Origin of the sequence: Companilactobacillus sp., assembly GCF_022484265.1 — a bacterium.
In the GTDB taxonomy this organism is placed as follows: Bacteria; Bacillota; Bacilli; order Lactobacillales; family Lactobacillaceae; genus Companilactobacillus.
Genome location: NZ_JAKVLR010000001.1, coordinates 2,361,412 through 2,385,262 on the forward strand (window position 1 = coordinate 2,361,412; position 23,851 = coordinate 2,385,262).

Here is a 23,851-nt window from a genome sequence, read left to right on the forward strand (position 1 = left end):
TCTTTTTTGTTGTTCTCACTTTCAAAAAACATAGCGTAATTTCACAGGAAGCCTCGCCAGAACGTTGTGAATCCAAAGACTTCGAAATGTGATAACCTAATGTCATAACAGATTATTAATGGAGGTAGATTTTTATGACAAATGTGCCAGAAATCAACTTTAATAATGGCGAAAAAATTCCTCAAGAGGGTCTGGGAGTCTTTTTGATGAAAGACAAGGACCAATTCATGAAGGCTATCAAATGGGCTATAGATGCTGGATATCGTCATTTTGATACTGCAGCATTCTACGGCAATGAAGAGTGGCTTGGACAAGCTCTCAAAGAGTCAGGCTTAAAGCGTGAGGACTTTTTCATTACATCCAAGGTCTGGAATAGCGACCACGGTTACGACAAGACTAAAGCTGCTTTTGAAAAGAGTTTGAAAAAATTGGATATGGATTACTTAGATCTTTATCTAATTCACTGGCCAGCTGACCACTATATCGAATCATGGCAAGCCATGGAAGAACTTTACAAAGCGGGAAAAATCAAATCCATCGGCGTTTCCAATTTCAAAGAACATCACTTAGAAGACTTAATGGCACATACTGAAGTTAAACCGGTTATTGATCAAGTTGAAACGCATCCATATTTCCAACAAAAAGAATTAGTTAAATACTTGCACGACCATGAGATTGCTCATGAAGCCTGGAGTCCGATGGGTCGGGGTTCTGATGGTATCTTTGAAGATACAGTCTTGAAAAATATTGCTGCTAAGCATCATAAGACTATTGCTCAAGTGATTCTCAGATGGCATCTGCAACGTCAAACGGTTATCATTCCAAAGTCAGTCCACGAAGACCGAATTAAAGAAAATATTGATCTATATGATTTTGAGCTCACCAATGAGGAAATGGACAAAATTGCTACTTTAGACACAGGTAAAAGAATTTATCGAGACCCAGATGATACGCAATGGCTTCAAAAAACTGCAAATACACCACTACCAGAATAAAATCCTTTATAAAATCTTGCTTAATGCAAGATTTTTTTTTACGTCAATATTGACGTTGTGAAAAATTTGGTTAATAATCGATTTGTAACATTTGATAAGTAAAAAAATATCAAAATATAATAATTGATGTGTGAACTTTTAAAAAATAATTTGGTTGCAATTCCGTTTATCACTCGAAAAATAATCGCGTAGATCAAATTATAACTAAAATTCATACGATATTTTTATTACTAGGTGAGAATCAAATTACGTTTTTAACAAGGTTGAGGGGGATGTAGTATTGAATTCTAGATATGTAAAAGGTACCAAATGGGCACTTTCTAGTGTGGCAACTTGTGCAGCAGCATTATCATTTTTGATAGTTTCAAATTCGTCATTAGCTGACACGAATGATCAAACTAATCAAAATACGGTTCAGACAGCACAAGTACAAGCAACTACCAGTAATGAAGCAGCAACTGATGATGTTGTTGATACTGATACAACTAGTCAAACAGAACCAGCTACAGAAAATACCACGAACACAAACGCATTGGACAACGAAAATGACGGTCAAACTCAGACTTCTGAGCAACCGGTTGCAACCGCAGCTAACGCAGAAGTACCTAGTGGCGGGACAGTTTATGATGACTATCCAGATGTTTCAAACAATCCATTAGGAGTTGCCGCCTATTTCCATATTTTTGCCAATGACGCAACATTGAATGCACATACAAACGGTAACTTGGCTGTTCAAAATTTGGATGGAAAAGTTAACTTTGGTACTAACATTCACGAAGAATTGCTGGATCAAGAAATTTCATATATTCAAAATATTACCAATATCGCTAGCAGTTCATTTGTTTCATCCGGAGACACCAGAACTAATAAAGTTGTCTTTGGTGAAAATGTAAATATTGATGTCAGCAATCCAAACCGAGTAAATGTTGACGGAACTAATATCGATCATTTAACAGCCAGTGAGACCTATCAAGATAAAGATGGTCAAGTATACATTGACTTTGCCAAAGAATTCCAAAATTTGCGTGATAAATCAACCGAATTAGCAAATATGCCTACAAGCAATCCAACAATTACTAATTCTGATTTTGATGACATGAACAATCGTGTGATCGATGTGTCAGATTATGTAGTTAATGAAAAAAATCAAATTATTCTAAACCTTGATCCTGAAGTTCTTAATAGCAATACTCCACTAACTATCAAAGGATTATCAAGTTCAGAAAACGGTCCAACTATTATTATCAACGTTGATACTGCCGGTAATTCTAACTACGATGTCAACACGCCAATCAAAATCAAGTATGATGATGGATCAGATAGAAATAGTCAAGAAACAGAATACTTTGGCGATAACCATTTGCTCTGGAACTTCACTGATAGTACTGCATCAAATAAATTAAATAACGGTACTATCAATGTAAATGCACCATTCCAAGGTAGTGTGCTAGCACCAAATTCAACGATTAACGTTGGTCAAAATCTTGATGGTAATATTATTGCCGACAAGGTAAATGTTAACGCTGAGACGCACAGATGGGACCTTCAAGATGAGACACGTGACGAAGAAGAAAATACATTTGAAAAACCAGATGTAACTTTGCCAAATGTTGAACTACCTACGCCAGAAGAGCCAGAACCAGAAACACCAGGCACAACCGATCCTGAAGAGCCAGAACCAGAAACTCCAGGAACAACTGATCCTGAAGAGCCAGAACCTGAGACACCAGGAACGACTGATCCTGAAGAACCAGAACCTGAAAAGCCAGGCACAACTGACCCTGATAAACCAGGAATTACAGATCCAGAGTTGCCAGAAGTCCCTGGAACAACTGATCCTGAAGAACCAGAACCCGAAACGCCAGGAACTACAGATCCAGAATTGCCAGAAGTACCAGGCACAACTGATCCTGAAGAACCAGAACCTGAGACACCAGGAACAACTGACCCAGAAACTCCTAATGTGGTTGATCCTGACAAACCTATTGAGGGTGAAAATCCAGGTGGACCAATGATCCCTGCAGACCCAGATCCTGATGAAACTGAATCAGAAGAAGAGGATGCCAGCTTGATCACTGATCCAGATCCTGAGGATAATACTTCAACTAAAACTCCAGATAAATCAGCAACTACTGATAACGGATTTGTTCCAAACGTACCTTACGAAAACAAGAAGGGAACTTTGCCACAAACCGGTTCAGAAAGTTCATTGATTTTAACTGCTGTGGGAATTGCGTTAGCAGCAGGATTAGCATTTGTAATTAGACGTAAGAGAGCTTAATTGTATTCTAAAAGCGCCATGACTCGGTCATGACGCTTTTTTAGTGGGATTATTTTGATTAAAGAATTTTACTAGTTGCTTCTATTTTTATAGTGGAAACGCGTAAGAAAGGTCCTGAGGTCGGACACACAAGTCAATCCAACACTGCGAGCGCGTGACGCGCGCCACTCCGTATTGGCTTGCCTTGTGCTCTGACCTCACCCGGACTTTCTTACGCTCTTTTTTTTAGTGGAAACGCGCAAAAAAACAATGAGGCAGGACACATAAGATAATCCAACACTCCTTCGGTCTTACGGACCGACTCCGTATTGGCTTATCTTATGCTCTTGCCTCAAATCTTGTTTTTTTACGCTCTTTTTTTCGCTCTTGTTTTTCCTGTCAGCACGTAATTTACTCCTGGTATATAACTTAGTATCCAGATTACTAGTGTTGATAGGGCTGCTACTGCTAGGTATCTTGTGAATGTTGCTGCTAGGCCTGTGTATGGTAGGTTGGCCATGAACCATGGTTCTAAGAATAGGATGAAGATGTTGTGCACTAGATAGATTCCAAATACTAATGGCGACAAGAATGAGAAGGTTGATTTTACCTTTCCCGATTTAATTCTTTCTCCCCATTTTTGCAATAGGACGTAGGCGCAGACTGACATGATCAAGATGAAGAATGATGTCACGTATGATTCGTTCCAAGGGTCTGCTGTCTTTGGAAATTTAACTTGATAAGCATTTCCTAAGTACATTGCGACTAGCATTAAGATTGCTAAAAGCCAGCCGTTGATTTTTTTGACATCCAATTTCGTGATCAAATATCCAAGGATGAAGTAGCCGACGTATCCACCAACTAGATAAAATTGAGCTCCTGGATAGAAGTCCAAAGCGTGTGAAATATCTTTTGGTAAAAAGACGGATAATGTTGGCATCAATGAATTGGTGATCATCCAAATTGCGATTGCATACCAAAGTACTTTAGTCTTGGCTCCCTCAACTAATCCGCGTAGGACTGGCGATAGGACGTACAATCCAATCAACGGGTACATGAACCAAAGCGTTGGCGATACTGGTTGGTATAAGAATACTGCATACATTTTTAAAGCGTTTGGCAATGAAAATGTATGAGCGTAAATTGCGATGAAAAAAGTCGAAAGCAGCGACCAGGCGATAAATGGTATCACCACGTGCGGAATTCGTTTTTTCCAAGTGTAAGATAATGAACTAGTTTTTTTACTATTTAATAAAAGTGCACCCGAGATCATGAAAAATAATGGGACACTGACGTGTGCTAAAAAGTTGATCAATTTAACAATGTGCCATTGAGTACTGCCGATGTGTAAAGTGGTATCAATAGCAGTAACATGAATTAAAATCACTAAAAAAATTGCTAGGACACGAATAAAATCCAAATAAAATATTCTTCCCTTGTTTGATTCCATATTAATCCTCCATATATACCTAACAATAATAGATGAAATGACAATGAAAATGAAGTATCTGTCTATGATATAATATTCAAAGTTAAAATTATTGAATGGAAGAAAGATATATGCGAGTAGGAGAAGCACCTGGTGTAGATCTAGTAAGGTATTTGATCTGGATTACTTTTTCATTGATCACACTTGGTATTAAGAATTACAGTGCTAACGCTAAGGGACTAAATGACGTCATGGTCATTATCTTTTTCATCGTTGGTGCCATAACATTGGGATTAATGACCAGGACTTACTTACGTGAGAGAAATTCGTTCGCCGAGCCACGTAAAAAGTTTTTTGATACGTTAGTTCATAATATTGGATTTATTACATTGATGTTCGTTTTGATCGTGGTTCTGCGAATGATGATCAGCTATCTGCAAGTTAACGGAAAACTACCTAAATTTACCAATGATGATGTAGTTGGATCAGATCAACGAGTTTTCATTTTTAACTTGTTGGCAAATGTGTTTATTATTTCGGTTCAACAACAGCTGGTCCAAACAGGATTCTTCTTTAATTACTTTTTCAGAAGAAGCTCACCCGCCAGTGCAGTTGGCGGAATCATTATCAGTGGTTTGATCGCTGGTGCAATCACGTTGCCAGGTTCAATGCTTCAGTTCTTTATGAACAGTTTCTTTGGATTCTGTTTTGCATTGACTTACTTATATACGCAAGACGAAAAGATGCCGATTTTCTTAGGGATGCTAAGTGCACTGATCGGTACCATAATGATATAGAAATTATTTAAACAGCTAATAAATTTAGCTGTTTTTTTTATCGGTTAAAACATGTTTTTACATATTCAATTCGAATAGTTATTGGCTTGTGATTATGCTAACTTAAAAGAAATGGGAAAAATGGGGATAACCAATAATGAAAAAGAGCCTTGCCGTGATGGCAGCAATGGTGATGAGTACCAGTTTTTTTGGAGCAGTACACGAGGCCAAAGCATATACCGCTGATGAAAAAATTATGCTGTCTTTAACTGATAAAGAAGACCTGACTTATGTCGATATTTACCGTTTAAATAATCAGAAGAAAATGATCAATACTAATAAACATTATTCGATCTTGAATGATGCCAAGACTCGCGTTCGTGTTAGCGTGGCACGTCGCATTAAGTTATCAGGCAAGACTTGGTGGAAAGTCGGCAAAAATTCATATTTGAAAAATGAACGAATAAAAATTGTGAGATAAAATCATTTTTGGGGGACTGTGACACAATTTCCTAATGAACAAAATATTTGGCTAAAACGCGTACGGCAACTCAACCTTTTATATCTAACTTCAAGAAAAAAGCGATATTCCTCATGAGAATACCGCTTTTTTTGTTTTCGATTAGAAATTAATCGAGTTTTATTTCATTTTTTAAACATTGGGAATATTTTGATTTGATAAATATAAATTAGTATTGAACTCAAATATTTAAAAAAAATTTTTGCACAAGATTGAAGGTAATTTCATATATGAAATTAAATCGTTATTGGTGAATGAAAAATTGTTCTTGAAAAAAATATATTTCTAATAAAAATTATTTTTTGACATAGGCCGATATTAGCTAAATTCCCGTTAATTTTACTGTTACTATCGAAGCGAGCGATATTTAGAAGGAGGTTTTTATGAAGGTCAAATTAATAATTTTGTTCACGGCTATTGCATTAAGTTTGAGTTTTACTATAACGACGACAGTTCATGCCGTGACTCCAACCGGTAACGAATTAATGCCCAATCTCGACTTGAATGTTTGTAATCAACTTTATTATTCCGTTACTAGAAAGTTACCTATTACGAGTAATTTGGGTACTACGACGATTGATTATACATTTAAAGATATTGCATCATCAGGTATAGACAGTGAAGGATATCAATCTCATACGGTTGACGTTCCTAGGGTGGAAGGATATACGCCCAATCGTCCCAATCTTCAAGTTGATTTGATAGACAATAAAACAAGCGAGGTATTAGGTAAATACAATGAACAACACCACACAAATTATGAAGCATGGGATGATGAAGAGAATCCTTTACCATCAGATCTGAAAGAACTAATCTTTAACTGCAAATTACATTGTGAAAACCTGGGGGTTGAGGTGGTCCAAGATGGCTCTCAGAATTTGTATTACACCCCCAATAAAGTTGATGCAAAACATCCAATTGTCAATTCTCAACCAAGCGGTAATGATAAGATTTCCACGGGACTATTAATCTACAGCAATATCCCTGCAGATACTGATGGGGTTGCAACTACAGTTACGGGAAAACCAGGGGAAACTGTCACGGTTAAGGTGGACAATCCAAGGACTGACCTATTGGATAAAGGATTGACATTAGATACTCCGACTGTCACAGCGACGTTACCAAATAGCTCTGACGTTGAAATGATTTATGCTAATCAGTTGGCTCATTATAGTTATAAAGGGCCAGACTTTGACGGAATTCAAATTAAAAATAATTTGGGATTAAAATTGATTGTCAATGGTATTAAAGGAACGGTTTCAGGTGATGTTAATATCCCCACACCTTATGTTAAGGGGTATTATCCTGATAAAAGCTATGTTCGCGCTTTAATCGTTCCGTCACAAACAGGCGATAAAAGGACCTTATACTTGGAAGATGAAAAAGTTATTTATACCAAGAACAATATACAATCATCTAATCAAATGTCTTTACAACATTACGATCCAACTAAGCCGTTCGGGCAGATGATCCTAATCCCCGCAGAACAACCTGATAGCTTTGAAGATCAGGATACAAATAATCCTGTAAATTCTCCGAGTTTTGGAGAAATCAATGATAGTGATCAGCGTAAATTTTGGCCGTTTGAACCCGGAGATCCGTACAAGTATGGCGATTTGGTTTCAACGGACCTAAGTATTAATTTCAAAGGCAAGGAATATAAGGTGCCAGTGAATAATTTGAAGGCGGGACAGTTTTATTATGCATTAACACCCAATCCAGTTGGCTATGAACCAGTTAACCGCTTCATGGTATTTCGAGCTAATGGTAAAGGTAATATCGAGGGAATAGACAGTAATCCGCCGGCTGTAATAGGACTAGTCAAGGAGTATCCCATTCAAGGGAAATACGTTCCATTAAAAGTGACGGTTGATTCAGCCACCATACCAAGTAACCTTGGAACAATCGAAGTTGGCCCACTGACAGGAGAGTTTGATTCAACGGTTTCAGTAAAAATTCCGAAGAAAAACGGCTATTCTTCTAATCTTGATCATGTGAATTTTCTGATAACCAATGAGGGGAATAAATATGTTGCCCAGACCGAAGATAAGGTTATTTACAGTGAAAATTCTTCGAATGCTGGTGGTTCGGGTACGGATACTTCCACCAATGCGACTGATGAAGGTAATAACCCTGATAAATCAGAAGATAATAACACAGGTAAACCAACGGTTAATAACGAATGTAAAATCAACGTTTATTTTGAATATGATGATGTCGCCACCTTTGACAAACAAACACCGTTGTATACATTGGATAACGGTAAAGTAACCAAAGAGAGCAATCGGGCTTTAGCTGCAAATTCCGATTGGTATTCCGATCAATTCTTCATTCTCGACAATACTATTTATTATCGGGTCTCGACTAATGAGTGGGTCAAAAGCTCAGAAGTCTATCGGTTCATTTATCAAAAAGGTATTTTAACAACTACACCGACAGAAAACTCTTTATTGAAAAAAAGTGATTACACAACTAGTCCCAATCGTTCTTTGAGTAAATACTCTTCTTGGAAGTATGATCGAATTGCCTATATAGCACGTGATGAGAAGATGTTTTACCGTGTTTCCTCAAATGAATTTGTGAGTGAAAAGAATGTTATGAAGTTAAAATTAGATCAAAGCTGACTCTTAATTAAATAGAAAGAGAACGCAACTATCCATAAATAACTGAAAGACAACAATATTCTAAACACGAATATTGTTGTCTTTGTCGTTATGCAAAGAAACTATGGTTGTTTTTCATTTCTTCAGGTGTTTCCCTAATTAAAATCGCTGACATGATATGACATAATTATTTTAACTTAATCAATAGTTGGGGGTCTTCCTATGGAAAAGCTATATGACCAATATCATCGTGAACATGATTATCTGCGACTTTCGATCACCGATCGTTGTAACTTACGTTGCGTTTATTGCATGCCTAAAGAAGGTTTGCCATTTTTCCCAACAGACGAAGTATTGTCTCAAGACGAGATCGTTCAACTAGTCGAGAATTTTGCTGAAATGGGTATTAGTAAGGTCAGAATCACTGGGGGAGAGCCACTGCTTCGGACTGACGTAGTTGATATCGTTAGAAGAATCAAAAATGTCGATGGCGTCGAGGATGTCTCGATCACGACCAACGGCTTGTTTTTAACGAAAAAAGCCGCTGCACTCAAAGAGGCAGGGCTTGATCGCTTAAACATTAGTTTGGATACGTTCAATCCAGAACGTTATAAAGAGATCACTCGTGGTGGCAATATCCAACAAGTGCTTGATGGTATTAGTGCTGCAGCAAAGTTAAACTTCAAAAAAATCAAACTCAATACAGTTTTGATCAAGGGTCAAAATGATGACGAGATACTGGAATTTTTGAATTACACCAAAGATAATAACGTCAACGTTCGTTTTATCGAGTTTATGCCAATTGGCAATTCCTTGAAAACTTGGAAACGTGAGTTTGTTGGCCTGCAAAACGTCTTTGATATTTGTGAAGCCAACGATTTGAAATACACGCCAATTGAGCTCAAAGGAAATGGACCTTCAGACAATTATCAAATTGAAGGCTATGAAGGTAGTTTTGGCTTGATTCATCCGATTACTGCCAAATTCTGTGAGAATTGCAATCGGCTCAGGATTACGGCAGATGGCTATATCAAGGCTTGTTTGTATTGGAATGAAGAGATCAATATCCGTGAAGCAATACCTGACAAAGTTAAGTTCCGTAGCTTGATTCAACGTGCTTTAGACAATAAGCCTTTGAATCACGAAATGGCGATGTCAGAAACTGACCGGATCGTTGATGAAGCACCAACTTGGAGACACATGAGTCAAATCGGAGGTTAAACCATGGAAGAGGTTTTAGGACAAGGTGATGTTTTTTCACCAATTGAAAATGATGTTATGAATTCGCTTGAGTCAGTGATCGACCCAGAACTCGGAATCGACATTGTTAATTTAGGTTTGATCTATGACGTTGTGGTCAAAGAAAAAGACTGCACGATCACGATGACCTTGACGACAATGGGATGTCCTATCAGCAATCTTTTGGAGCAACAAATTCTTGATGCCGCAAAGGAAGTGGAGGGTATCTCAAAGTGTCAGATCAATCTGGTCTGGCAGCCTGCTTGGAATGTTTCGATGATCAGTCGTTTTGGAAAAATTAGTCTCGGAATTCATGGCTAGTTATCTTTTTGTTCATCAAAGATAAAATGACCACTTTTACCGCCCATTTTTTCAACTAAATGCACGTTATTAATGATCATACCGCGGTCGATAGCTTTACACATATCATAAATGGTCAAGAGTGCTGTTTGAACAGCTAGCAATCCTTCGATTTCCACACCAGTGACATGTTTAGTTTTGACCTGGGCTGAACAAGTGATGATAGAATCATTATCATCTTCAAAGTGAATATCAACACCAGTTAAAGGTATTAAATGACACATCGGTATCAGAGAGCTAGTTTGTTTAGCTGCCATGATGCCAGCAACTTGGGCGACAGCTAAAACGTCGCCTTTTTTAATCTTGCCGTCGTGGATTCTTTGCAAGGTTTCAGGATGCATTTTGATCTGTCCCGTGGCAATGGCGGTACGAGAGGTAACTTGTTTATTGGTCACATCGACCATTTTTGAACGATTTTGGTCATTAAAATGAGTTAAATTATCCATATCTAAACGCTTTCTAAGATGTAATATAATAATTATAGCAAAACTATCACATGAGAATTCAGGGGATAATATGACAAACGAAATAACAACCAAATTAGAAACTTTTGGAAATAAACACGGTGAACCGCATTGGTTCGTGCAACGCCGTCTGGATGCATTAGCTAAAATAGCAAAAGCACCAGTAACATCGATACCTAATTATCCTTTTGAAAAAAATAAAATCGCGGTCGATCAAGCTCCTGAAAAAATTAAATTGACCAAAGAATTATTGGCAATGGCAAGTGTTGATGAGTCGGAGATCGGTCTGACTCAGATTGGCCAATCGAGTTTGGAAAATACTTTGGATGAAGACGATGAGGATGAGGGTGTTATTTTGACCGATATTTTTACTGCCTTCCGTCAACATCCTCAGTTGATTCAAAAATACTTTGCCAGTAAAGTTGTCGATGAAAGTACCAGTCAAGATACTGCCGCTAACACCGCTTTTTTAAACAACGGGATCTTCTTGTATCTTCCTAAAAATTATCAGTTGAACGATTCAGTGATTTTAAATATCATTCAAGATAACGTGAACCAGCAACCGTTGTACTCGCACGTCTTTATTTATGCTGATGAAGGCAGCAGCGTGAATACTACTTTAGATATTAGATCTATTGGGGATGTCAAAAACCATGGCAATGTTGTCGTTGAAGTATTGGCACGTCCCAACAGTATAGTTGATATCAGCGTGCTTTCAGAAATCAGTACTGAAGAGCATGTTGTCTTAAACACTGGTGCACAAATTTCTCGTGATGCCCAGGTCAACTGGAACATTGCTGAAGTTAATCAAGGACCTACGGATGCAAATTTCCATACGACGCTAGGTCATAAAACTGCTAAAACTCAGCTCCAAGTGCTAACTTGGCAACACGAGGATTATCCAGTGGCAATTAATTCTCAAATTAATGCTAAGGTCGAGCAGCCGACAGATATTGTCGAACAGTTTGGTTTTTGCGAGAATTCTGAAAAATTCTTTATGTCATCATTGATCAATTATGGCAAGGATAAACCGACTGGAGAGCAAAGTTTGACGCACAATCACGATGCCTTCATGAAACACACTAAGATAATTTCGAAAAGATCACATTCGACTTCTCTACAATTAAACCCAGATATGATCTATTCATTGGTTGTTAGCAGTCTGATTGGTTTTAATAGAACAGATTTGTTACGTCAGTATTCCAAGAGTTTGATCAGACGCCACGGTGCGATCTCAAAATCAAAATTGGTAATAAAAAAATCATCACTCGAATAAGTGATGATTTTTTTAGTTTAGTTGCAATGTTGCATCTTCACTGTCAGCGGATTCTTTCAGTAGTGGAGATAATTCTTTTTCCGCACAAAGCGTTAGATGATGCATTGCTCTAGTACAAATAGTATAAAGCGTGTCGCGACTACGGTCGTCTGGATAATTTTGAGCCGATACATTATGAGCAATCACCGCATCAAACTCTAATCCTTTTGCCAGATAAATCGGTAGGATGATGATACCCTTTGGTACAGATCTGAAGTTAGCATCTACTAAGGTTACTAGAGCTTCGTCCCCGTAATGCGTATAAACTTGTTCAGCTTGAGCTTCATTTCTAGTCAAGATAGCCACAGTTTCGTATTGTTTATTCAATTCACGGGCACAAGATTTCAAACCTTGATAATATCCCATTTCATCGTCATAGACGTGGATCTCAGGTTTGTCGCCTTTTCTTGAAAAAGCTTTGATCTTCTCAGTATCAGGTAAAAGTTGGCTAGCAAAGTTAGTGATCTCTGCTGTTGAACGATAACTCTGGTTGAGATTGATTGTCGTCATATGCTTCTTATTAAATAACTCGCTGATCGAGGTGATCAAATCTTTGCTACGATATGAACTAGTCAGGACATCTTGTGAACGGTCACCTAGAAGAGTCATCTTAGCAGCAGGAAAGGCATGCTCGATATATTTCAGCTGAGCCATTGTGTAATCTTGAACCTCATCGATGAAGATGTGTTGGATACCAGAATTGATACCAGAATCAGTCACATAATCACGTAAGTAGAGGACAGCCACGGCATCGCTCAAACTTAATTTATGAGCTTCCACGTTGTGATCGATAGCTTCGATCATCGTATCCCAAATTTTAGTGGAAACGATTTTTTGATCAAGGTGACTTAACAAGTACAAGTACTCTTGATAAGGATTGAAGAAGTAATTGTTGACCAAAGCATTGTAAATTGGTGCATAGCGGTCTTTCAAAAATTCTTCGGCAATAATGGAACGCTGATTGGTTGATTCTTCAATTTTGTGATCAGTGATGATCTGTTGGAAATCCTCATCAGATAAATTATCGATCTCAGCTTGGACCCAATCATCGTCACGGTCACGATGAATACGTTTTTGAAGACGTTTGATCAGAGTGTTTTTAGTCTTCAAAAAACGATCAGGGATGCTGTAGGCAGTATTTTGAGATTCATAAATTTTTGAAATCTCGTCTTTAGTGAAGAAGGGACGTCCTTCAAAGATAATATCTTCAAAATGGAGTAGATGTTCTTTGTTTTGATTTTCTAGAACTTCCAAGTCATTCAAAAATTCAGCGCTTTCTTTGTATAGTCGAATATCGACCATATCTTGAGGTAAGTTGCGTTCATCTTTTTCATAGCGTTCAAACAAAGTTTCAACTTGAATACCAGTTAGTCGCAGTGAGATGAACTCATTTAGAGTTACCTGACGCATGTTTCTTTCACCTAAACTTGGCAAAACCTCTGAAATATAATTGCTGAATAGACGGTTGGGTGAGAACAAGATGATCTGATCAGCATTCAAGCTGGCACGACTGTGATACAAAAGAAAGGCCACTCTTTGTAAAATGGCAGAAGTCTTACCACTACCGGCTACACCTTGAACTAACAGAACATCAGAATGCGTATCACGGATGATCGTATTTTGTTCGTGTTGGATAGTTGCCACGATACTTTTCAAATATTCATCGCTATATTCTGATAAAACTGATTGTAGAATTTCATCGCCAACAGTTTCGTTAGTATCGAACATATTTTTTATCTTATTATTAATGATCTGGAATTGACGTTTCCGTTTTAAATCCACCTCGGCAGTTCCAGTAGGAGTTGGGTAGTTAACTTTGCCAAGCGTACCATTGTAATAAATACCAGAAATTGGTGCACGCCAATCATAGATGAGAAAATCGCCGTCGTCATCTTGCAGCGTCGAAGTTCCGATATACAAAGTATCTTTTTCGCCATCTTCGACAATGTCGATCCGACCAAAATAAGGAGAACCTTGCAGGTTTTGGAGCTTTTGTTTATTGGAAGATAAGATGTTTTCGTTCTCAACAGCCAAATAAACTAATTGTTTCTGTTGCTGAACAGAGGCGTTGGTTTCCATTTGGTCATCGACTTCAAACGTGTTGACCTTGGTGTTTTCGCCGTAGTTACGTTCAATCTTGCTAGTTTCTGAATGGGCTTTATCTAAATCATTTGTCACTTTTTCAATCTTGTCATCGATAATGTCAGCGACTTTATCGACTCTTTGTTGTTCTAATTCTTTACTGTCATTTATGGCCATATAGTTACCTCGCGTTGACAATCTTCTATAAATTACTTATTATTAAACCTAATTAAAGTATATTAAATCATAGTCATTTTTAAGTACTAATTCAAGTAAGTTGTATCAGAGAATAGTTTCTAGTCTGGAAAAACTATCGACCTTGAACTGGGAAATGGGAATGGGCAGTTACCTTATAACTGAGAGTGGTAGAAGATATTCTACAAAACAGGTGGTACCACGCAAGAGCGTCCTATTAATTTAGGCGCTCTTTTTTTAGTTGGAGTAGCGCAAAAGGCGCATACTCCAACTTAACGCGACGCTCCGCAGGTCGTCGCGATTCCGATTGAAAGAAAAGCGGCAGTTCACTTGAATAAAATATATCAGTTCACTTCAATCAAACATAGCGAGTGACCTATCTACATAAAATGTGGAAATCATTCCGCCTCACTCACCACAGTAACCACCGATTTAATATACTAAAAATCAAATGGAGGAATTACCATGGCAACGAATACAATTTTAACTGGTGACAGACCAACCGGAAAATTACATATTGGGCATTATTTAGGTTCATTAAAGAACCGTGTTGAACTTCAAAATGAAGGCAAATATAAGATGTTTATTATGATTGCCGACATGCAAGCTCTGACTGATAATGCTAGAAATCCCGAAAAAATCCGTAATAGTTTGATCCAAGTGGCTTTAGACTACCTATCTGTAGGAATCGATCCTGCAAAAACTAATATCTTAGTTCAATCACAAATCCCTGCATTGAATGAATTAACAATGTATTATTTGGATCTGGTCAGTGTAGCACGTTTGGAAAGAAATCCAACCGTTAAATCAGAAATTAAACAAAAAGATTTTGGCCAAAGTATTCCAGCTGGATTTTTAACATATCCAGTTAGCCAAGCTGCTGATATTACGGCATTTAAGGCTGATACAGTTCCAGTTGGTGACGACCAAGAACCAATGATCGAACAAACACGTGAAATTGTTAGAACATTCAATCGTGTTTATGACACAGATACTTTAGTTGAGCCAGAAGGTGTATTTCCTCCTAAGGGACAAGGACGTCTACCTGGTATTGATGGCAACGCCAAGATGAGTAAGTCACTTGGAAACTGTATCTATCTATCAGAATCAGCTGATGAAGTCACTAAAAAAGTTATGTCAATGTACACAGACCCAGATCACATTCACGTTGAAGATCCCGGTAAAATTGAAGGAAACACAGTCTTCACATACTTAGACGCTTTTGCAACAGACAAAGCTAAAGTTGCTGAATTAAAGGAACAATATCAAGCAGGTGGTTTGGGAGACGTTAAGGTAAAACGTTACTTAAATGACGTCTTGCAAGAGATCCTTGAACCAATCCGTAAGAGACGTGCAGAATACGAAAAGGATATTCCAGCAGTTTACAAGATGTTAGAAGAAGGAAGCGCACGAGCAAACGAAGTAGCAAATCAAACATTGTCAGAGGTACGCCACGCAATTGGAGTTGATTACTTTTAAGTGCTCTTAGCGCTTCGCGCTTAGAGCACTTTATCGGCCAGCCAAAAGGCTGGGAGATTCCTTTGAAAAGAAAACTGCAGTAACTCACATAAACTAAAGATGAACATGAACTAATCATCCTTAGAATCCAGATACTTGAGCTAAATCAAAGTGAGACTCGAACTCCAATCAGACGGCTGGGAGATTCCCCTGAAAAGAAAACTGCAGTAACTCACATATACTAAAGATAAACCTGAACTAATCATCCTTAGAAACCAGATACTGAATTTACTTAGAGTGAGACTTCAACTTAATATGTATTCGATTGTAGAAGAAATGCTTAGCATTTCTTCTTTTTTTATTGTATTAAAACAACAAATGGAAACTCCTTTGTTACGTGCAAGCCTTAAGTTACGATAAGCGTTTCACGCTAACCGTAACTAAATCTTGACCTACAAACCAATAATTGCCTGTATATGGTCGTTGTTTTTAAGCGCATTCGTGACGACCTGCGGAGCGTCGCGTTAAGTTGGAGTACGCACATTTTGTGCTACTCCAACTAAAAAAAACGCTTTCCCTTGATAAAATCAACAAAACTCTTGATTTTATCAAGAGTAGGCGTTACTATACTTTCTGGCTCTAAAAATGAAATTATATTTTTTATTCGGAGATAATATTTTGGATTATACGATTTTAACTGGTTTTGCTACCAGATACATGATGACTAAGAAACGTACATTAACCTCAATTCTGAAAAAAAGAGGCATGCGTACTCTCGATGGTATCCTGATGGTCTTTGTCGACAAGCACCCTGACTTGAGTCAGGAGAAAATCGGCGAGATCACTCTTTTTGATGGTGCAAGTATTGCGCGTTCTTTGAAGCGTCTTGAGGAAGCTGGGTTTGCTGAACGTAAAGTTCATCCAACTAATCATCGTAAGAAACTTGTTAATCTGACTGAAGATGGGACAGCTTTTTTGAAAGAAATCAAAAAGGCCGACCATAAGGTCAGCGACAAATTGTTTGAGGACGTTTCTGAAGATGATCAAGAGGCTCTTGAAAGAATCTTAACGCATGTATTCAACAACTTTGATAAGATCGAAATCCCGAAATAAAGATGAGTTAAAGCTTTTTAAAAAATTGAGAAGAGGTAATTGCTATCGTGAATAGTGATAAACATTTAGATATAAATGGGAAACCCTTCAACCGTAATCTCATGGTTCTTGTACTCCTTGTCGGTACTTTCTGTACTGTCTTAAACGGAACTATTTTGACTACAGCCTTTCCTACTTTGATGAGCACATTCAACGTTTCAACGTCTGCTGTTCAATGGCTTACAACTGGATTTTTAATGGTTAACGGTATCATGATTCCAGTTACAGCCTGGTTGAGTACTAACTATAGTACAAAGTCGCTATATTTGTTCGCTATGTCAACATTCTTGTTAGGTACTGTACTTGCTTTTATCGCACCTAACTTTGCGACTATTTTGATTGGTCGTTTGGTCCAAGCCGTCGGTGTTGGTATTACGATGCCACTGATGCAGATCATCATGCTTTCGATCTTCCCGGCTAACCAACGTGGTACAGCCATGGGTCTTGGTGGTTTAGTTATCGGACTTGCTCCTGCTATTGGACCTACACTTTCAGGTTGGATCATTGACAACTGGTCATGGAGAGATTTATTCGGAATGATCATTCCTATTGTTATTTTGGTTTTGATTGCCGCTATTTTCTTCATGCATCCAGTTATTAAAACTAGAAAAACTAAACTAGATATTCCTTCATTATTACTTTCAACATTAGGCTTTGGTGCCTTGCTTTACGGATTTTCTTCAGTTGGTGATGACGGTTGGGGTTCCCCAGTCGTATTGATCTCGATCATCGGTGGTCTCTTATTGATCCTATGGTTTGGATATCGTCAATTGCACATGGAAACTCCATTCTTGGAACTACGAGTTTTCAAAGTTAAAAAATTCAGTATCGCTGCTGCACTTTCATCAACAGTTAACATGGCGATGATCGGTGTCGAAATGATCTTGCCATTGTACTTGCAGATCGTTAAAGGCATGTCAGCATTCCATTCCGGATTGACACTACTTCCTGGTGCTCTTTTGATTGGTGTTATGTCACCAATTACTGGACGTGCATTCGATAGATTCGGTCCGAAAGATCTTGCTAGAATGGGTATGTTCTTATTAACAGCCGGAACTATTCCTTTCCTATTCTTGACTAAGAACACACCAACATTAGACATCGTAATTCTTTATGCTGTCCGTATGTTTGGTATTTCAATGGTCTTGATGCCTGTTACTACCGATGGTATGAACGCCTTGCCATTTGACTTGATGAGTCATGGTACAGCCGTTAATAATACTGTTCGTCAGGTATTTAGTTCAATGGGTACTGCTATCTTGGTCAGTGTCCTTACAAACGTTACAAACAACGTTAAACCTGGTAAAGGCTTATTACACTCAGCACCACTTGAATATAAAGACAGTTTCTTCAATGCAACATTGTCCGGATATCACGCAGCCTTTGCTGTTGCCATCTTATTTTGTTTGATTGCAATGATCATTACCTTCATGGTTAAAGACGGTGCAAAATCAAAATCAGTCGTAACAACAAATCCTGTTGAAAAAGCAGCTAATCAAGAAAAGGCGGGTGACAAATAATGATTCAAATTTCTATTCTTGTCTTTGCAGCATTAGCTTATTACTTCGCAGTTTTTCTAAAAAATAAACGAGTTGGCTATTCACTAACAACAATCTTTATTGTTTTGTTTGTTGCTTCAATTGGATTGCTAGTTGGAAACGAATATAGTCATTTTGGAATGGAAAAAGTTACTAATGAGAAAACTTTCCAGATTCAGACAGTTAAAAAGGGTTCAAACTTACTACTATATAAGCCATTAGGTACTAGTGGTAAGGAAAAGGTTTATATTTATCGTACACCTGCTACAGAAAATGCTAAGAAACCTGATACAACTAAGGCAGATGTCAACGTTACTAATAAAGTACAACGTGGAGACAGCGACATTGCTAAGGTCGATCAAAAGACAACACGTTGGGAATACAAGAACGATTTCTATGCTTTCTTGTTTAACCTATCAAACAATAACAATGAGTTTATTAAACAAACAAATACCTTTAAAGTTGGCAACGATTGGTTAGTCTTGACTACAAATCAAGCTAGTCAATTAGCCAAAAAGATGAAAGATAAAAATGTTCAAGCCCAAATGAAACAAGAGGGTGAAGCATTCGTCAAAAAAGCCGTAGCTCAAGAAATGCAAGCTAACCCATCCTTGACAAATGTTCAACAACAACAAATTATCAAAAAAGCTCAGGCTCAATACAAAGCCCAAGCAACTAAAGAAATAATCGCCAGTTTGAAATAACTGGTAATATAATTCTCCCCAGAATTATAAAAGCGCATCTGGAAAAATCCAGATGCGCTTTTTTGGCATTCGTTCATATGTGTATTAATAATGCAGATACTATTTAACGTTCAAATTAACAGTTCCTAGGCCATTGTCAAAAGTTGCATGCCATTCGCCTTTTGTAAGTGATGGTGGCAAGACGAACGTACCAGAAGATACACGTTGATCTTTCAACAAGCGTTTACCCTGTGAATCCAACTTGTTGACCAACCATTGCAATGATTTAAGTGGATTGCCCAACACTTCAGACGATTTGCCTGATTTCAAGTTTTCGCCGTCATGATAGAGGGTAGCTGAAACATTTTCCAAGGCATCGACAGTACCAAATTTATTAGTGTCGAATTCATCGCCATAAACGACCAATCCACTGACAGCACCATCTGACATTACCATGTATTTTGAAAGACTTGGGAACCAGTCTTTAAATCTTGAATCAGGCACCTCTAAGGCAGGGGCAACAGTAGTCTTGTTCATCAAGTCTTCTAGGGTATCGTCAGGCGTCAAATCTTCCTTTGCTCGGAAGCACATTTCCACTTCGACTAAAGGCTCCATAAGGTCTTTTAAATTTACGTTTGCAGGTGCCTTCAAAAAACGATCACGCATCTCGGCTCCATATAGTGGTTCGTCTGAGTCGAACATGTCTTGAGTTTCTTTGCTAGTCAATGAAACTTTGTAGCCGCCAACTTCGCCTTTTTTCAAGCGTGTAAAAGCTTCTTGTACGTTGTAAGCTGCGTTTTCGTCTGGTGCATAGTCTGTCCATTCGTCTTCGTTAAGTGGTAAGCGGGTATTAAATGCGGTTGTCAAAGCATTTGCGAAAGCTTGTTGGTTTCCTGTTAATGTTGTTTGGTTTTCCTTAAGTGTAGTTGTATTTTGTGTCATGAGTGAATCCTCCATAGAATTTTATATTTGTATTTTTAATCTGAATCTGACCTTTGCTAATGTTACTAATATTAGGTTCCATAGGACTCACTTCCTTTGTTGAGATTTGATTCATTAATTTATGTTGGGCAGGGGACTTGATGTTGACTGTGAGGGGGAATGCTGTTAAAGCATGGAATCGCAACATCCTTCGGAGTGTTCCGTTAAATTGCTCTACGTGTCTTCGACGACTAGAGCAACTAAAGGAGCGTTGCGTTAAGTTGCTCTATGTGTCTTCGACGACTATAGCAATTAAATGCAATGTTTTCGGTGGACTGCTGCTTTTTTCAATCGGAATCCCGATGATACGTATGCTATGTTTCCGGTGAGCTGCAGCTTTTTTTCAATCGGAATCGCAACGTCCTTCGGAGCGTTCCGTTAAATTACTCTAAGCTTCTTCGAAGCTAAGAGTAACTAAAAAAAAATACGCCCTAAATGACATTGTATATGTCATAAAGGACGTCTAAACGTGTTACCACCTTTGTTCGCAATATTATTGCTAATATTGCCTCACACAAACTGTCTCCAATTTGTTGGCACTGTAATGGGTGCTCCCAGCATCTTCTACTTGGATTGCTCCTTTTGAATTGCAACTGACAGGTGATTAAGTTGATCCAGCAACTATTGTCTCGCATCTACCGACAACTTTCTGAAGTCCATGGATTAACTTGTTTCCTGTTGAACGTTTTTGTTAAATTAATGATTGCTTGTAATTTAGTCCCATTTTTGGGGAATGTCAACCCTTAAATTAAATTAATATTAAAAATATTTAATTTGATTAGTTCTTAATTTCTGGCTATAAGTAGAAAAGAAAACTATAATTTTGATAAATGATTTTTTTATGATGGGGTGAAGAATTGGACAATATAATTCAGGTCAAGAGCCTTAATTATCAATCTGGGGATCAGAGTATCCTCAAAAATATCAATTTGGAAATTGCACGGGATTCGTATACCACGTTTATTGGTCCGTCCGGTAGTGGGAAGAGTACCCTTATGCGGATCATTGCTGATATGATCACTGCTACGTCTGGACAAGTGATCTTTAATGGCAAAGATTTACACGAGTACGAACCAACTGCTTATCGCCAAAAGGTTTCTTATGCTTTTCAACAACCAACTCTGTTTGGAAAGACAGTTAAAGATAATCTGGAATTTCCTTACTTGGTCCGTAATCAAGAATTCGACCGTGCTAAAGTTGCCGACTATTTAGAAATGGTCAACCTGAACGAATCGTATATCGACAAGAGCGTCAATGATGTTTCTGGTGGAGAAAAGCAGCGGATTGCTTTGCTTCGTAATTTGATTTTTCCACCTGAAGTGTTGATTACTGACGAAGTCACAACGGGTCTAGATGTCGAAAACAAGTCTATTGTTAGACATTTGATCGACAAATTTAATCATGAGTATAACGTTACCGTTTTGCGTGTAACGCATGATGATACCGAAATTGCGGCTGCTAGTCATACCGTGACGATTGAAAATGGGGAGGTCAAAGATGTCTAATTTAACTGTTTCAAATACCACTTTGGCAATGGGATTTTTCTTAGTGTTGATTGCTTTAGGTGTCGGATACCGAGAAAAATTACATTTTAATAAAGATATTATTATTGGTGTTATTCGTGCCATCGTTCAGTTAACGATCGTTGGTTATATTTTGAAATTTGTTATCAGAGTTAACGACGTCTGGCTCACATTAGCGTGCTTTTTGATCATCGTGTTAAATGCTGGTTGGAACGCGGGTAAACGTGGTCAGGGAATTCCCAAAGCTATTCAAATTTCGATGTTTGCGATCATCGTCGATACGGTCATCACGGTCGGTTTTCTTGTCGTAACGGGGTCAATTAAATTTATCCCGGCTCAGATCGTGCCATTTACAGGGATGGTTGCCAGCAACATTATGGTCGCTATCGGTCTGTGTTTTAGAAATATGAAGCAAACCTTTAATGATCGCCATCAACAAGTTTTGGAAAAATTAGCTTTAGGGGCTGATATCAAATTAGCTTCCATTGATATTTTGCGCGATTCAATCAAATCTGGTGTTCAACCGACAATTGATTCAATTAAAACTTTAGGATTAGTTAGTTTGCCTGGTATGATGTCAGGTTTGATTTTTGCCGGAGTTGACCCAGTTAAAGCCATCAAGTACCAGATCTTAGTGGCATTTATGCTTCTAGGAAGTACTAGTTTAGGCTCGATAATTTCTTGTTATTTGGGTTACAAACAATTCTACAATGAGCAAAAACAGCTTAATGAGGAACTATTTTCATAACTTTGCATAAAATAGCCTACTATGTGGGCTGTTTTTTTTATATAATTGTTCTTAATAGGATGTGATGTAATGTGAAGTTAGCAGTCATAGAAATTGGATCTAACTCCATTAGAACATCAATTTATCGATCTTCGAAGAAGAATCGTTTCAAGACATTAGACCGCTGGCGAGAACCAGTAAGACTAGGCAAATCAATTGCCCAGAGTCGACTTTTAACTAATGATCAAATTGAGGAAACAATTGATGTTTTAAAGGAATTCCAGAATAGGATTCAAAGATTTGATGTGGATCGAATTAGTTTGATTGCTACCGCAGCTGTTCGACTAGCGAAGAATCAATCGCAATTGATCTTTGCAGTCATGAAAGAAACAGGCCTGCAACTTGAGGTCATCAACGAAAAAGAGGAAGCGTATTACGATTATGTCGCAGTTCGCAACACGATGCGGATCAAGGATTCCTTGATCGTCGACGTTGGTGGTGGTAGTAGTGAAATCAGTTTAGCCAAAAAGGGACGTCTAAAACAAGGATTGAGTATTCCTATCGGGGCAATCTCAATTTCGGACTTGTATTTGACAAGTGACCCAATCAAAGATTCAGAAGTACAAAAGGCTAGAGCAGCCATTAATGAACACTTAGCCACTTTAAGTTGGATGAAAACTCCAGCGACATTTGTTGGCCTAGGCGGTACGATGCGAGCATTGGCCAGCATTTTAAACCGCGAGGGCAAGAAAAAGAAAACCTTGCATAATTCAGTGATCTCGCGCGAGCAAGTTGATCAATTATTCAACCGTTTGCTTCATGCAACTAATGAAGAACGTAGCCAGATCAAAGAGTTGAGCGATGGTCGATATGAGGTTATTCTTGGTGGGATCTTGATCCTATCTGAGATCATCAAAAAAACCCCCTCTAAAGAAATTCGCTTTTCGAATTTCGGTGTTAGAGAAGGTTATGTATTTAATTACTTTTATAAAGCTAATAAATCTAGAGAGGCTAATTAAGCCCGACTAGGAATTACAAACCGGCAATGCGCAATCATGTGTCCGTTCATCTTGTGCAACAACTCGTTCATCCAAAAGCCTGATTGGATATCTAATTTTTCATCCAAAGCATAGGCCTTTAGAATGTAGTCATGAGTTTGATCTGAAGGATATGGTCCGTTGTAGCCATTCATTAATTCAGGCAAGTTGCCACTTAATAAAGGACTAGCCGAACTGTTCTTTCCCTGGATAATTTCGTCTGGTGCACTCTGGCTGAAGTTTTCTGGTAGACTAGGCATTGAAACCGGAATATTGGCAACTGTCCAATGGATCCATTCGAAACCACAAACTGGAATTGAACCAGGATCGGTAAACGTAAATGCTAAATATTTGGCGTCGCTAGGAATGTCTGCAAATTCAATGGGGAAACTGATAATTGGTTTCCCATTTTTAATTTGATCACCGCTGGCGTATTTGCCGTATTTATCGGCTAAAAGGCCGTTTTCGAGAGGTACTGATACTTTCATAAGTAAAGCTCCTTTCAGAGTTAAAT

20 protein-coding genes are annotated in these 23,851 nt (G+C 38.1%); 15 read left to right on the forward strand and 5 right to left on the reverse strand.

The features are described 5' to 3' along the window. Positions 1–134 precede the first annotated feature (134 nt). Both LKF16_RS11245 and LKF16_RS11250 read left to right on the forward strand, forming a co-directional pair. Positions 135–995 carry an aldo/keto reductase gene (locus tag LKF16_RS11245; protein WP_291471417.1) on the forward strand — a complete coding sequence of 287 codons (861 nt, stop codon included), beginning with the start codon at positions 135–137 and terminating at the stop codon, positions 993–995. A 280-nt stretch (positions 996–1,275) separates the two neighbouring features. Beyond that, positions 1,276–3,276 (forward strand): collagen-binding domain-containing protein, encoded by a 2,001-nt coding sequence (locus LKF16_RS11250; RefSeq protein WP_291471415.1) that lies wholly within the window; start codon positions 1,276–1,278, stop codon positions 3,274–3,276. 346 nt (positions 3,277–3,622) lie between these two features. On the opposite strand, the gene LKF16_RS11255 is transcribed toward LKF16_RS11250, so the two are convergent. Further along, positions 3,623–4,705, reverse strand: a complete 1,083-nt coding sequence (locus LKF16_RS11255) for an acyltransferase (RefSeq protein WP_291471414.1) — start codon at positions 4,703–4,705, stop codon at positions 3,623–3,625. A gap of 110 nt (positions 4,706–4,815) precedes the next feature. Between LKF16_RS11255 and LKF16_RS11260 the strand changes: the two genes are divergently transcribed. The 5 genes from LKF16_RS11260 (at position 4,816) to LKF16_RS11280 (ending at position 10,143) form a co-directional block, all read left to right on the forward strand. Then, positions 4,816–5,481 (forward strand): CPBP family glutamic-type intramembrane protease, encoded by a 666-nt coding sequence (locus tag LKF16_RS11260; protein WP_291471412.1) that lies wholly within the window; start codon positions 4,816–4,818, stop codon positions 5,479–5,481. Positions 5,482–5,617: 136 nt separating this feature from the next. After that, positions 5,618–5,941, forward strand: coding sequence for a hypothetical protein (locus LKF16_RS11265; RefSeq protein WP_291471411.1), 324 nt, complete (start codon positions 5,618–5,620; stop codon positions 5,939–5,941). A 422-nt stretch (positions 5,942–6,363) separates the two neighbouring features. Beyond that, positions 6,364–8,604 (forward strand): hypothetical protein, encoded by a 2,241-nt coding sequence (locus tag LKF16_RS11270; RefSeq protein WP_291471410.1) that lies wholly within the window; start codon positions 6,364–6,366, stop codon positions 8,602–8,604. A 201-nt stretch (positions 8,605–8,805) separates the two neighbouring features. Further along, positions 8,806–9,804 carry a GTP 3',8-cyclase MoaA gene (gene moaA / locus LKF16_RS11275; protein ID WP_291471409.1) on the forward strand — a complete coding sequence of 333 codons (999 nt, stop codon included), beginning with the start codon at positions 8,806–8,808 and terminating at the stop codon, positions 9,802–9,804. A 3-nt stretch (positions 9,805–9,807) separates the two neighbouring features. Then, positions 9,808–10,143 (forward strand): metal-sulfur cluster assembly factor, encoded by a 336-nt coding sequence (locus tag LKF16_RS11280; RefSeq protein ID WP_291471408.1) that lies wholly within the window; start codon positions 9,808–9,810, stop codon positions 10,141–10,143. Here LKF16_RS11280 and moaC read toward each other — a convergent pair. Continuing rightward, positions 10,140–10,628, reverse strand: coding sequence for a cyclic pyranopterin monophosphate synthase MoaC (gene moaC, locus LKF16_RS11285; protein ID WP_291471407.1), 489 nt, complete (start codon positions 10,626–10,628; stop codon positions 10,140–10,142). The genes LKF16_RS11280 and moaC overlap by 4 nt on opposite strands. A gap of 70 nt (positions 10,629–10,698) precedes the next feature. Here moaC and LKF16_RS11290 point away from each other — a divergent pair, with 70 nt between their 5' ends. Next, entirely contained in the window at positions 10,699–11,922 is a 1,224-nt protein-coding gene (locus LKF16_RS11290; RefSeq protein WP_291471404.1) for a SufD family Fe-S cluster assembly protein, read from the forward strand. A 12-nt stretch (positions 11,923–11,934) separates the two neighbouring features. Here the strand turns inward: LKF16_RS11290 and helD are convergent, their stop codons facing one another. Further along, positions 11,935–14,220 (reverse strand): RNA polymerase recycling motor HelD, encoded by a 2,286-nt coding sequence (gene helD, locus LKF16_RS11295; RefSeq protein WP_291471402.1) that lies wholly within the window; start codon positions 14,218–14,220, stop codon positions 11,935–11,937. Between the two features lie 483 nt (positions 14,221–14,703). Here helD and trpS point away from each other — a divergent pair, with 483 nt between their 5' ends. From trpS to LKF16_RS11315, 4 genes are all read left to right on the forward strand, one after another. Further along, complete coding sequence (gene trpS / locus LKF16_RS11300; RefSeq protein WP_291471400.1) at positions 14,704–15,717, forward strand: tryptophan--tRNA ligase; 1,014 nt, start codon at positions 14,704–14,706, stop codon at positions 15,715–15,717. A gap of 657 nt (positions 15,718–16,374) precedes the next feature. Further along, positions 16,375–16,809 (forward strand): MarR family winged helix-turn-helix transcriptional regulator, encoded by a 435-nt coding sequence (locus LKF16_RS11305; protein WP_291471398.1) that lies wholly within the window; start codon positions 16,375–16,377, stop codon positions 16,807–16,809. 101 nt (positions 16,810–16,910) lie between these two features. Next, positions 16,911–18,368: an MDR family MFS transporter gene (locus LKF16_RS11310; protein ID WP_291471726.1), complete on the forward strand. Its 1,458-nt coding sequence runs from the start codon at positions 16,911–16,913 to the stop codon at positions 18,366–18,368. Beyond that, a complete protein-coding gene (locus tag LKF16_RS11315; RefSeq protein ID WP_291471397.1) occupies positions 18,368–19,090 on the forward strand; it encodes a DUF4811 domain-containing protein in 723 nt (240 codons plus the stop codon). Before LKF16_RS11310 ends, LKF16_RS11315 begins: the two co-directional genes overlap by 1 nt. 99 nt (positions 19,091–19,189) lie before the next feature. Here the strand turns inward: LKF16_RS11315 and LKF16_RS11320 are convergent, their stop codons facing one another. Further along, a complete protein-coding gene (locus tag LKF16_RS11320; protein ID WP_291471395.1) occupies positions 19,190–20,011 on the reverse strand; it encodes a 2-keto-4-pentenoate hydratase in 822 nt (273 codons plus the stop codon). 896 nt (positions 20,012–20,907) lie between these two features. On the opposite strand from LKF16_RS11320, the gene LKF16_RS11325 reads away from it, so the two are divergent. From LKF16_RS11325 to LKF16_RS11335, 3 genes are all read left to right on the forward strand, one after another. Then, on the forward strand, positions 20,908–21,555 hold the full coding sequence (locus LKF16_RS11325) for an ABC transporter ATP-binding protein (RefSeq protein ID WP_291471393.1): 648 nt from the start codon (positions 20,908–20,910) through the stop codon (positions 21,553–21,555). After that, positions 21,548–22,321, forward strand: a complete 774-nt coding sequence (locus LKF16_RS11330; protein ID WP_291471392.1) for an ABC transporter permease — start codon at positions 21,548–21,550, stop codon at positions 22,319–22,321. The genes LKF16_RS11325 and LKF16_RS11330 overlap by 8 nt, the downstream gene beginning before the upstream one ends. A 71-nt stretch (positions 22,322–22,392) precedes the next feature. Next, positions 22,393–23,319 (forward strand): Ppx/GppA phosphatase family protein, encoded by a 927-nt coding sequence (locus LKF16_RS11335; RefSeq protein ID WP_291471390.1) that lies wholly within the window; start codon positions 22,393–22,395, stop codon positions 23,317–23,319. On the opposite strand, the gene LKF16_RS11340 is transcribed toward LKF16_RS11335, so the two are convergent. Further along, positions 23,316–23,825 (reverse strand): YbhB/YbcL family Raf kinase inhibitor-like protein, encoded by a 510-nt coding sequence (locus tag LKF16_RS11340; RefSeq protein ID WP_291471389.1) that lies wholly within the window; start codon positions 23,823–23,825, stop codon positions 23,316–23,318. The genes LKF16_RS11335 and LKF16_RS11340 overlap by 4 nt on opposite strands. Positions 23,826–23,851: the final 26 nt, after the last annotated feature.